The 12,113-nt window shown below is 56.9% G+C and carries 6 protein-coding genes; 2 read left to right on the forward strand and 4 right to left on the reverse strand.

The genetic code is table 11. The features are described 5' to 3' along the window. The first annotated feature begins 135 nt into the window (after positions 1 to 135). Positions 136 to 636: a ribosome silencing factor gene (gene rsfS / locus CKA38_RS04540; protein ID WP_108826411.1), complete on the forward strand. Its 501-nt coding sequence runs from the start codon at positions 136 to 138 to the stop codon at positions 634 to 636. Positions 637 to 683: 47 nt separating this feature from the next. Here rsfS and CKA38_RS04545 read toward each other — a convergent pair whose 3' ends face one another. Beyond that, complete coding sequence (locus CKA38_RS04545; RefSeq protein WP_108824432.1) at positions 684 to 8,981, reverse strand: immunoglobulin domain-containing protein; 8,298 nt, start codon at positions 8,979 to 8,981, stop codon at positions 684 to 686. 371 nt (positions 8,982 to 9,352) lie between these two features. On the opposite strand from CKA38_RS04545, the gene CKA38_RS04550 reads away from it, so the two are divergent. Further along, positions 9,353 to 10,063, forward strand: a complete 711-nt coding sequence (locus tag CKA38_RS04550) for a tRNA-uridine aminocarboxypropyltransferase (protein ID WP_236919253.1) — start codon at positions 9,353 to 9,355, stop codon at positions 10,061 to 10,063. On the opposite strand, the gene thrH is transcribed toward CKA38_RS04550, so the two are convergent. The 3 genes from thrH to CKA38_RS04565 all read right to left on the reverse strand — a co-directional run bounded on the left by thrH (position 10,047) and on the right by CKA38_RS04565 (position 11,571). Then, positions 10,047 to 10,652 carry a bifunctional phosphoserine phosphatase/homoserine phosphotransferase ThrH gene (gene thrH, locus CKA38_RS04555; RefSeq protein ID WP_108826412.1) on the reverse strand — a complete coding sequence of 202 codons (606 nt, stop codon included), beginning with the start codon at positions 10,650 to 10,652 and terminating at the stop codon, positions 10,047 to 10,049. The genes CKA38_RS04550 and thrH overlap by 17 nt on opposite strands. Positions 10,653 to 10,775: 123 nt before the next feature. Next, positions 10,776 to 11,252, reverse strand: coding sequence for an SsrA-binding protein SmpB (gene smpB / locus CKA38_RS04560; RefSeq protein WP_108824434.1), 477 nt, complete (start codon positions 11,250 to 11,252; stop codon positions 10,776 to 10,778). A gap of 115 nt (positions 11,253 to 11,367) precedes the next feature. Then, positions 11,368 to 11,571, reverse strand: a complete 204-nt coding sequence (locus CKA38_RS04565; protein ID WP_108824435.1) for a DNA-directed RNA polymerase subunit omega — start codon at positions 11,569 to 11,571, stop codon at positions 11,368 to 11,370. Between the last annotated feature and the right edge of the window lie 542 nt (positions 11,572 to 12,113).

Here is a 12,113-nt window from a genome sequence, read left to right on the forward strand (position 1 = left end):
ACTGCTCACACGCGCACGCCCGCCATTCACTCACCGCATCACACACAACACCAATTGCATGAAATCCAAAACCGCCAAGCCCGCAAAAAAACGCACCGCAACCGCCGCCGCAAAAACCGCCCTCCCCGTCCCCCATTGCTTGAAATTGTGTGCCGGGCGCTCGATGAAAAAAAGGCGGGCGAATTGCGCGTGCTGCGCGTGAGCGAGCAATCGTCAATCACGGACTATCTGGTCGTCGCCACCGGCACCTCCGAGCCGCACCTCCGCGCGCTTCGCGTGGAACTCGAAAAGGCAATCGACGCCACCGGCACGCACATCATCGGAATGGACACCGGCGAACCCGGCAGCGGCTGGCTGGTGATCGACGCCTTCGACGTGATGATCCACGTCCTCACGCAGGAAAACCGCGAACGCTACTCCCTCGAAAACCTCTGGAAGGACGCCAAGGAAATTTCCGTGAACGAATTGTTGGGCATTAAAAAGCCGAAAGCCAAGGCAACCAAGAAAGCCGTCAAATCAACAACGGCCAAACCCGCCGCAAAAAAGAAACCGGCCGCGAAAAAAGCACCGGCTAAGAAAGCTCCCGCGAAAAAACCCGCCGCCAAGAAGACGGCGCGCAAAAGGGCGGCAAAATAAACTCGGGCGGACGTCTTTTTAACAATCCGCCCGAAACGCACTGACGCTCACAACCGCCACCGGCCTCGCATTGCGACGAGGACACCCAGCGCCACGAGCAACCAAAGCGAAGGCGCCCCGCCGCCACCTCCGCCGCCGCTGTCGCTGTTATTGCCGGAATTACCGCCCGTATTGGTGCCGCTGGTGGTTGGATTGACCGTCACAGTAGCCGGATTGCTGGTGACGCTACCACCTTCATTGGAAACAATCACGCGATACTGGCCGGAATCGGTTGTGGTGTGGTTGTAGATTTTAAGCGAATTGGCATCGATCATGTAGTGATTCGAAGCGGTGATGTTCCCGCCGTCCTTTTGCCAGACGCTCGTCAGTGTGCCCGCGCCCGTTGCCGTGAATGTCAGCGTGAGCGGACCGCCGACGCCTTGTGTGGCCGTGATGTTTTGCGGATGTTTTGTGATCACGGGTGGCGAAACAGGAGAGCCGGTTGCACTTACTATCAGCGTGGTGACTTCGTTCGTGGCGAGGTTGAGCTTGCGGATGACGGAGTTGTTGGAGTCGGCGATGTAGAGGTTTTGATATGTGGAATCAAGGGCGAGCGCGGTGGGCTTGTTAAAGCGAGCGTTGGTGCCAGTGCCGTTGGAATACCCCGCCTGCCCGGCTATGCCCGCGAGCGTGGTAACGCTGCCGTATTCGCTGACGCGCCGGATCGTGTGGTTGCCGGTGTCGGCAACGTAAATGTAATTCACGCTCGCGGCGATTCCAGCAGGGCGACTGAAGCGTGCCGCCGTGCCCGATCCGTCAAGCGAACCCAACTGGCCCGCGAGCCCTGCGAGCACGTAGGTGTAGAAATACGATGGCGATGCAAGCTCCGTGTCGTAATAAGTGACCCGGATTGTGTGGTTGCCAGTATCGGCGATGACGAGGCCTGAATTGCCGGGAATCTTCGCGAGCGCGGAAGGCTCCCTGTATCTGGCGGATGAGCCGTAGTAGTCTTCCGCTCCAGGCACACCGGCTGCGCCGGATACCGTGCTGAGCATGAGACCGCTGCCAGTGTTGTAAATGCGCGAGATCGTGTGTTTTTGCGTTTCGGTAATGAAAAGCGTGTCTGCGGGCGTGATGGTGATTCCGCTAGCATCGCCGAAATCATAGGGTTGATACACCCTGGTAACGCTCCCTGCTGTTGTGATTCGGCGCAGGGCGTTGTTGCCGGTGTCGAGAACGTAAACAAGTTTGTCGGCTTGTGTGAACACGAGGCCCGTGGGGCTGTTGAAACGGGCGTTGGTGCCGGTGGTGGAATTCGCCGTGCCGGACTGGCCGACGGCACCGGCAAAGAGCGTGGCCTTGCCGGTGCTAAGCGTCACGCGATGGATGGTGTGCGCGTCAGCGTCGGAAACGTAAAGCGTGCCGCTGGCGATGAAGAGGCCGGAGGGCGTGGCGAACATCGAATCGATAACCGCAAGACTCGTCGCCGCAGTCGTGAGGCCGGCGCCGACGCCATTTGAGACAACGCAGCGGTATCTGTAGCCATTCATGGAGGCAGTGGCGTTGGAAAGCACGAGGCTGGCGGTGTTGGCGCCGCTAACAGTGCTGCCGTTGGAAAGGTTTGTCCATGTGCCGCCGCCATTGGTGGATACCTGCCATTGATAGGATGTGGGGGCGGGATTGGCATCGATGCTCACGAAGAATGTGACGGAGCCGCCAGTGACGCCAACTTGCGAGGAGACATGGTTGTTTTGCACCGGCGCCCATTGCACGGTGAGCGTGGCTGCGTTGGTGGTGACGGATCCGCATTCATTGGTGGCGACGAGGCGGTATCGGTTGTTGTTCATCGCGGCGCTGGTCGCGGCAATGGTGTGGGTCGCGTTTGTGGCTCCGTCGATGTCAGTCCATGTGAGCCCGGAATCGGTGGAAATCTGCCACTGCAATTCGGGTGCGGGAACGCCGTCGATGTCGGCGAGGAACGTTGCGCTCGCGCCGACGGTTACGGTTCGCGACGCTGGCTGCGCCATCACGACGGGTTGATACATGATGACGACCTTGAATGCCTGGCTTGTGACCGTGTCATGAATATTGGTGGCTGTGAAACGATACAGGTTGCCGTCAATGGAGAGCGGGGCGTTGGTGATTTTGAGGACACCATGCGCATCGATGCTGTGGTTTGCGTCGGCGGCGAGGTTTGTCCATGTGGTCCCGTTATTGGTGGATATTTGCCAAGTGATCGTCGGGTCCGGCGTGCCGAGCACGGGAGGTTCGATTGAGAGGTTGTCGCCGAGATTAATATATTGATCCTCGATACGATCACCGAGCACGGGCGCGTAGACGGCGGAATATGTCGCGGCGCTAACCGCGACGCCGTCGAAGGTGCCGACATAAACATGGCCGGCGTCCTGCGTGGGTATCACGGGGGCGTAGACAGTGATTTGCGTAGGCGAATCAACCGTGTAATGGTCCGCCTCCACACTACCAAAATAAACACCGGCGAGCTTGTTGAAATTGGAACCGGTGATGACGACCTTGGTTTGCGCGGTAATACTAGTGGGCGAGAAACCGGTAATCACAGGCGGCGGCGGCGGGTCGAGGCGAATGTCGCCGGTGGCGATGAAAAGGGTGTGCGAACCGCCAGCGGATGCAAATTCCACATTGACGGCGACGTCAACGGGGGTGGATGCATTTGCGTTCGGCTCATTGCCGAGCTGACCACTGGAATTGGAGCCCATGCCCAGCAGCCGGTTGTCTTTCGTAATATACAGGGTATGTGTCGCATTTGTGCTCGCAGCCTTGACATCGTTTGCAACAGAAATAGGCGAGGGAACACTGCTGACGCTGCCGCAGCCGAGCTGACCGTAATAATTAAAACCCAAAGCCCAAAGAACACCATTATCATCAATCCACAAACTGTGCGAACTACCCGCCATCACTGCCTTGGCGTTGCTTGCGATCTGTATTGCGGGCGCGATCACTGATTGGGATGAATTCTCGAGTTGATTATTATAGTTGTTCCCTCTGCCCCACAGCGTGCCGTCATTTTTAATATAAAGGCTATGACCGCCGCCAGCCGCCATGGCAACGACGCCTGATAATATCTTTCTTGGTGTATAAAAGTTTTCATAGAATCCTCTTTTGTCCCCGAGCGCGCCCGTGTTGGCATATCCCATCCCCCACATGGAACCGTCGGATTTTCCGACAAGAGTGTGCGAACCGCCAAGGGAGAGGGAGCGCGCGTCCGTGGCAACACTTGTCCAATGATGCACATCAGAAACCATGTGGGCGGCATAGTCCGAGGATGATCCAATCTGCCGTTCATAATTGCGCCCGACGCCATAGACGGTGCCATCGGATTTTATATGCATGCTATAGTTGTCTCCCGCGCCGGCGCTCATGACATCCGACGCGGTTTGCACCGGCGTGGCGGTGTTTCCGTGCCCGGATATGCCGAGAACATTATATTGGTTGCCCCCTGCGACCCATAAGGATTTATCCGCTTTCACATACATGCTATGACTGCCTCCAGCGGCGATGGAAACGACATCGGAATCGACTTGTATGGGTGTCGTGCGCAGCCTGACCTTTGGGCTGCTGATTCCCGAGCCGAGCTGTCCCGATGAATCATTTCCGCAAGCGTATACACTTCCATCTTTCATAAACATAAAAAGACAGTTTCCTCCTGCGCTTGCCGAAAGGATGTCCCGCGCCATGCAGACGGGGGTTAAAAAGTCCTTATAGGGCATTCCCGGAAACATACCGTTGCTGTTCGTCCCCATTCCCCACAAGGAACCGTCCGTTTTGACAAAGATACTCGCGCTGGTCGTGGCGAGCACCTGAGCAACGTCAGTTGCCACTTGTTCGTATGTGTATTTATTCCATGTGGATCCCTCCCCAAGCTGCCCCGAATAGTTACAGCCTGAGGAAAAAAGCGCCCCATCGGTTTTAAGGATCACCGAGTGGTTTGCGCTGAGCGAAACGGCGCTTACGTGCGCGGCGGTTTGCCTCGGAGTGGGGTTGGCGTCGGAGTATGATCCGACCGAGCCGTCGCCAAATCCCCCATAATAGTTGTGCCCGAACTGCCAGAGCGTGTCATCATTCTTTATATATGCCGATGTGTATCCGGAAGCGCACACAAATTTGACACCGGATGCAATTTGAACTGGCACGCGGCGCGCCGTTGTCGTGCCATCCCCAAGCTGACCGTAAGTATTTTCTCCCATGCTCCACAATGTGTTGTCTGTCTTGAGAAAGAGAATGTGGGCGTCACCCGCGGCCACGGCCCGCACCGATGTCGCGATCTGCACAGGCACGTTTATCCTGGATACGGCATCCGCGCTTATCTGGCCAGAGCCATTAGACCCCATGCCCCAAAGAGAACCGTCCTCCTTGATAAAGGAGGACCAAGTGCCTGCCGCCGCGATCGTGGCGACCCCCTCGGCTATCTTTACGGGGGTTGCCGTTGATGTGTATGACCCCGTCCCGAGTTGCCCGCTCCCGTTGTTGCCCACAGTCCACAACGTGCCGTCATTCTTTAATATTAATGTATGCAGTCCTCCCGTCGCCACGGCTTTTATGTTATCCGCGATATAAGTCGGAATGTCTGCTTGGAGCAATGCGTTGTCGCCAAGCTGACCCGATGCGTTTGAACCAACAGCCCAAAGTTCGCGTATGGGGGTTCCGGCGGCAGCCTGGGTGATCGTGTGCTCAAGACCCGCTATGCTTATGATGGCAACGCGTTCAATCGGAAGCGGATTGGGGGCCACGGTTACTTCTATCGTGGCCGTAAAGCACCCTTCGTTTTGGGAAAGGGCCAGCCATGTCGAGTCAGTTGACGCAGTCCACTTGGTATTTGTGCGTGCCTGCAATTGATAAACCACCCGCCCGGGGCCAATATGCTTTTTAGACGGAATAAGCGCCACCGCGTTGCCGTTCTCCATCGGTTCGGCGCTTATGACAATCGCACTGCTCGTTGCGGAGCCTGCAATATTGGTGGCAACGACATGATAGGTGCCCGTATTGCCGGGCTGAATGTTCGGCACGGTTAGAGACGAGCGCGTCGCACCATACATTTGCGCGCCGTTTTTGCACCATGAGTATGTCGGCGCTGGATTCCCTTCCGCAACGGCTAACAGTATCGCGTTACCCCCGGCATACACCCGCTGGTTTTCCGGTTGCACGATGATGCGTGGCGGTATTGCTGGTGTCACAACCACGCTCACTTCATTGCTGGTGACGCTTCCTCCAGGATTCGTGACAACAACCTTATATTCACCCGCGTCGGAAAGGGAGGCGATTGTCTTGCCATAGGATATGCCCGTGGCCCCCTGTATGGGCTGGCCGTCCTTGAACCACTGGCAAGTATAGTTGCTCTGGCTGGAAGCACGCGCTTCAATGGATATATATTTTCCTTCGCAGAGGTTTATCGGCGACGGTTGTTGTGTGATAATCGGCACAGGGGGGAGGTTAACTGTGAGCGTAGCGGGAGCGCTAACGAGTGTTCCGCTGGAATTCCAAACTTTGACAGTATATTCCCCGGCGTAAGACATGTCCGGATTCCATATATAATACGTTGCCGAGGTGGCGCCTTCGATATCGACGCCGTCTTTCTGCCATTGATAACGCAAAGCCTGCCCTGTTGCATACACAGACAGGCTTACCCTGCCGCCCCCGTCGAGTGCCGTTGCACTGACCGGCTGGCTTGTAATCATCGGCGGCACTGGCGGCAGGATAGTGATAATGGCGTCGGCGCTGGTAACACTGCCCCCGGCATTGCTGACCGTGACTGCATACGTCCCGCTGTCGGATACAATATACTTCGATATGTTGAGCGCGCCGGATGTTGTGCTTGTGATTCGCTGGTCTGATGGAGTTAAAGCGACGCCATTCTTTTTCCATTGATAGCTTGGCGGAGTTACGCTGCTAGCGGACACAGTCAATGTCACTGATCCATAAGACCAATCGAAGTCGCCTTCCGTTTTTGTGATGTCTTCCGGTTGCGCGGTGATCACCGGCGGCGGCGGAGGGGTCACATCAAGGGTCGCGACGGCACTGGTTGTAGAACCGCCCTGATTTGACACAATCACGCGATATGCCCCCTTGTCTGCATCCGTGGGATTGTATATTTGAAGATATGATGATGCCGTCCCATAGCGTTTACTGGAGATATCGGCGATATTGGAACCGTCCTTTTGCCATTGATACGTGAAGTATCCGGCTCCGGTTGCGCTTACCGAAAAATACACCGAATACGTGTGGTTGGCGATTGCGGTTGCGTTTTGCGGTTGCCCGGTGATCACCGGCGGGGGCGGGGCTGTGACTGTTATGGCCGCCGCGTTGCTCGTGACTTCGCCGCCGGCGTTGCGGACTTTTAGTGTATATTGTCCGGCGTCGGACGCCGTCGGGGAGAGAACGGTGAGCGTCACGCTGGTGACATCCGGATGCTGCGCGTTGGAAACAAGATCGACGCCGTTTTTCTGCCATTGGTAACGGAGCGTGCCACCGCCGCTCGCGGCGGCCGTCAGTGTGAAGCTGGCGTCTTCCGTGGTGGCGGTTTTGGATTGCGGGTGCGTTGTTATCGTTGGCGCGACGATTGCCGGCGCTGTGCGGCCTATGAGTGTGTATTGTCCGATGCTTCCGTAAACCGGATAGCCTTCATATATGCCGTCACCGTATGCCGCGCCTTTTAATTTTATATAATATTTGCCCGCGCTGAGTTTTTTCTCAATGAGCGCGTTAAGCGCGAGCGAGGGATTGTCGGATGCAAGCACCGTGCCAGTGGCGTTTTGGAGCTGCATGGAAATGTCGAACTTGGGCACGACATCGTTCGGCGCGGCGGAAAGGGACACTGTTTTTTCAGCGGTTAGCGTGAAGGTAAACCATGCCTCGTGCGCGCTTGTTGTAATCACACCTTGCTTGGTTGTATTGCCCGATGCGGGAATTGTGATCGCGGTCGCGGTGGCGCGGGTTTTGCCGACACCGTCGTTGTAATAGGTTATGCCGTTTGTCGCGCTGGTGATAATCGCAAGATCGTCCTCGGTGTTGCTGGCGTAGGCGTATTCGCCTTTGCTCCATTGGTTCACGTTTCTATAGGACGGATTGCCCATGATCGGCCCCCAGGACATCGCGCCCGAGCCGTGGCCGCCGAAATATTCCTGACGCCCGCGCGGGCTGGCAGCGCTGAGTCCGTCGTGGCGCAGGCCGAAGGTATGGCCGAGCTCGTGCGCGGTGACGAGCGGGATGTAGGAATACCACGAGGGCACGAATATCCAACAGGGCGTGTCGTTCGCAAACATAACGCCCGCGCGAGTGAAACTGTTGACCAATGCGACGCCGCGCACGCCTGTCGAATTGGTATACCATTGATAGGTCGGCGTGATGATGCAGCGCATGCGTTTACCAACGGGCGTGGAGGCGTAGCGCGCGGGATCGGTTGTGACGTCGATGTTGAAGGGGCTGTAGGCTTCGGCGACGCCCTTCCAAGCTTCCTCGATTTGCGCCTCGGTTAGGTTGGCCGCGGCGGCATAAATTGTGTCGCCTTTATTCCAGTAGGGATCGGTGACGGTGGCGCCGTCGAAGTCCAGATAAAGAACCGCGGGCGCGGATGGGCGGCTGCTGCGGATGGGCACGCTCGCCAACGCCACGGGCGCATCGGCGGGAGCGGCGGCGAATGCTTGCGCACTATCCGGAGCGCGGCCGGCATCATCGGGGCTCTCTGGAGGATCTTCGTAAGGATGGCAGATCACATCGGAGAGGGCGGAGGCTTCGATGTGCGAGAGGCCGCCTTGCGCGCCGGGTTCGATCGTGTAGGCGAGCTCGACATCGCGCAGGAGGATCATGCCCATGAGTTGGGATTGCTGGTTGAGCGTGAGGGCAAAAGAACCATTGGTTTTGTCGGGCAACGAACCGCCGAGGCGAAGCACGCCGTTGTCGTTTTGGACGAGGTTCACATGACCGCGCGTGATTTCCCCATTGGGGAGCGCGAGCTCGATGTCGTCGCCCGCCTTGACGTTGGGGAGCGAAACGGCGGCCGCGCTTGTGTCGAGATCGGCGACGACGACCGAATGCGTTGCGTGCGCATGATGCGCGTCATCCGAATGAACCGCGGGCGCGGGAGGTTCGACATTGCGCGGCGTGAGTTGCCAAAGCGCGTCCGCGGCGAAGGTCTTGGGCTCTTGTTGTGGCGACTGAAAAGCAGACTGCGCCGGTGCCGCGAGATCGGATTGCGCCACCACTCCGGACGCGGACTTCGTTTGCGCTACGGTTGGCGTGGTTCCTTGTTCCCGGCGGGCAAGGAGCAAGACCGCGATGACGATGATGAGCGCACAAACGGCAAGACCGACGATTTTAATGCATACGCGTTTCATGAGAAAATGGCCGCGATTGCGGCATGTTAAGATTAGGGTTTTGGGGCGGTTTTATGGGAGGCCGAAACAAAGATGCTGATACTTTCCGATTCGGGCAGAAAAACTATTGCGCCACCCGCGAAACGGAAGCCTAAAAAAAGTGTGATTGGCGGCCAAAGCACAACCCTTTGAACACATCAAAAAATGCCGAGTCTGTTGCACGTCTGAAGGAATTATATCTTGAACAGGATGCCCGTCTTGCGCGGATCCCGGAGTTTAGACTCAAGCCGCGTTTCTGAAATGCGGGGTGGATGCGGGCCGGAATCGCGCGCCGCAGGTTCCGCTTGCGCCGCGCGGCGTGTTTCGCGCTACTTTGAAACATGTCCCGCGAAATGTGTTACCGCTGCTTCTGGCCGAAGGCGCAATGCTGGTGCCCGAGTATCCAACCAATGGATACACGCACGCGCTTTGTGTTCCTGATGCATCCGAAGGAGTTCAAGACGGAGAAGGCCAACACGGGACGCCTCACGCATCTTTGCCTGCCCAACAGCAAGATATATATGGGGGCCGAGTTCGATTCGCACGAGGAGGTGCGTGAACTTTTGCGCGATCCCCGGTATTATCCCGTTCTCGTTTATCCGGGGCCGGCGGCGGTCAATCTTTCGCAGCCGCAAACCGCCCTCTCCACCGAAACACTCGGCGGCCGCACGCTGCTCGTGCTGTTGCTCGACGCCACTTGGGCGGGCGCGCGCAAGATGCTTCGCCTTTCGACAAGCCTGCAGCGCCTGCCGCGAGTCATGTTCACACCGACCACGCCAAGCCGCTATGTCATCAAACAGCAACCGCAGGAAGGCTGCCTTTCCACGCTTGAGACTGTCCACGAGTTGCTGCTCGCGCTCGAGCGCGCCGGGCTCGACACCTACTCGAAACCCGATCAACTGCTGACGCTTTTCCAGCGCATGCAGGATTTCCAAATCCGTTGCGCCAACGACCCCTCGCTGCCCAGTTATCGCAAAAAACCCTACGGCGATCCGAAGACGCGCACCGTTTCAAAACGGCGGGTGTATATAAAGCAGGAGCGCGACCCTACAGCTCGGCCTTGAACGCGGCGAGCAGTTGCTCGTAAGTGTCGAACGCGCGAAATTGCGGGAAGCGGTCGATTACGTTTTGCGGCGCGTGGAAAAGAAATCCGGTTTCGGCCTCGCCGAGCATCGTGGTGTCGTTGAACGAATCGCCGGCGGCAATCACGCGATAGTTCATCGCCTTGAGCGCGGCGACCGCCTTCTGCTTTTGCTCGGGCGTGCGGATTTGATAATCCACAATGCGGTCGTTCTCAACGATGAGGCGGTGGCAGAGCAGCGTCGGCCAGTTGAGCTGGCGCATCAGGGGCTGCGCAAATTGCTCGAATGTGTCCGACAAAATCAGCACTTGGGAAAGCGTGCGCAGCTCGTCGAGAAATTCCCTGCCGCCGGGAAGCGGGCTGAGCGTGGCGATCACGTTTTGAATGTCGGAAAGTTTCAAGCCGTGGCGGTCGAGGATTTCGAGCCGGCCGCGCATGAGTTTGTCGTAGTCGGGTTCGTCGCGCGTGGTGCGTCGCAGCTCGGGGATTCCGGTTTTTTCGGCAACGGCTATCCAGATTTCGGGAACGAGAACGCCTTCGAGGTCGAGTGTGATGATCGCTTGTTTTTTCACGCGGGGCCGAGTGTTGAAAACGTAACGCGGACTGCCAAGCCTGCTTTGCGCGGTTTGAAAACAAAAAATAGCCGGGGATTTGCGGCCCGTGCCGTAAAAATCATCCCGGATGGACACCCTGCCCTACCTTCTGCGTTTCCAGATTTTTTCCACCTCGCGCATCTCGGCTTTTCGTTTGAGGTCGTCGCGCTTGTCGAAGAGCTTTTTGCCGGAGCAGACGGCCATTTCCACTTTCACGAGGCCTTCCTTAAAATACATGCGCAGCGGCACGAAGGCGCGGCCGGCGACTTGGATCTCCTGCGCGATTTTGCGAACCTGGTGCTTGTGCAAAAGGAGTTTTCGGATGCGGCGCGCGTCGTGATTCCAGATATTGCCGAACGAGTATTCCTCGATGTATGTGTTATGGAGCCAGAGCTCGCCTTTCTCAAACCGGCCGAAGGCGTCGTTGATCTGGGCCTTTCCGGCGCGAATGGATTTCACCTCGGTGCCGCGCAGCGCGATGCCGCACTCGTAGCGTTCCTCGATAAAATAATCGCGCCCCGCCTTGGCATTGCGGATTTCGGTGTAGCGGGAAGTTTCTTTTTTGCGGGCGGCTGACATGGCGCTGTGTGCTTTCCTAATGGTTCACGCCTTTGCCCGACGATGATTTATTGCCGCAGTATGGATGCGGATTGCGCCAAACACGGTGGGTTTGCGCGCGGCGGCAAGGGAGGCGTCAGACGTTTTTGGCGACTTCGTAGCTGATTTTGCCTTCGATAATTTCACGCAGCGCAAGATCCTCGGGTTCGAGTTTTTCGAGCGACTCGACCAGTGGACGGCTGCCGTGCTTGAGCTGTTTCACGCGGCGCGACACCACGTTGATGAGCACGTTGGGATCGGTGATGACCTTTTGGGCGTCTTTTAAATATTCGTCTCTCATGGCTGGACTTTTGCTCTGGTGAAAACCGCCTAGCAGATGGTCAACGCCTTCGTGCGTCAAGGGTTTTATACTGTGCCGACATTTCCGCGCGCCCGATTGCGCAGCCAAGGAACGCGGAACAACTAAGCACGACGCGGCCGCATAACCGCCAAAAGGCGCAAGATGTGCAAGGAAGATGAACGATTAAATGGACTGGTTTTATGCGGAAATCTGCACAATCCGCGTAGCCGCAATCATGGCGTTCATGGGCGGCACGGGTGCCGCAAAACCGCAATTTTGTCTTTTGAACTTATATGGAAATCAACTTTGAACCGCAAATGAACGCGGGATGCGAATGCTTCTCCAAGGTCGACTTCCACCTATCCTACTTTCAGACATAAACTTGGGGATGATCGAATGTTGTCATTTTTTGTAAAAAACAACATAAATCCTTATTGTTGATAATTTACATAAAAAATTGACAGATGGTTGAGCTTTTTGTTTCTTAGACCCCACAATCAATGACGGCAAATAGCTGTCTCAACTCCGGCACAAAACCGAAT

Origin of the sequence: Ereboglobus luteus (assembly GCF_003096195.1) — a bacterium.
Taxonomy (GTDB): domain Bacteria; phylum Verrucomicrobiota; class Verrucomicrobiia; order Opitutales; family Opitutaceae; genus Ereboglobus; species Ereboglobus luteus.

Coding starts and splice junctions, on each gene's coding strand:
- smpB (WP_108824434.1), bottom strand. CDS start 11,252: ATGTCAGCCGCCCGCAAAAAAGAAACTTCCCGCTACACCGAAATCCGC.
- CKA38_RS04550 (WP_236919253.1), top strand. CDS start 9,353: ATGTGTTACCGCTGCTTCTGGCCGAAGGCGCAATGCTGGTGCCCGAGT.
- CKA38_RS04545 (WP_108824432.1), bottom strand. CDS start 8,981: ATGAAACGCGTATGCATTAAAATCGTCGGTCTTGCCGTTTGTGCGCTC.
- CKA38_RS04565 (WP_108824435.1), bottom strand. CDS start 11,571: ATGAGAGACGAATATTTAAAAGACGCCCAAAAGGTCATCACCGATCCC.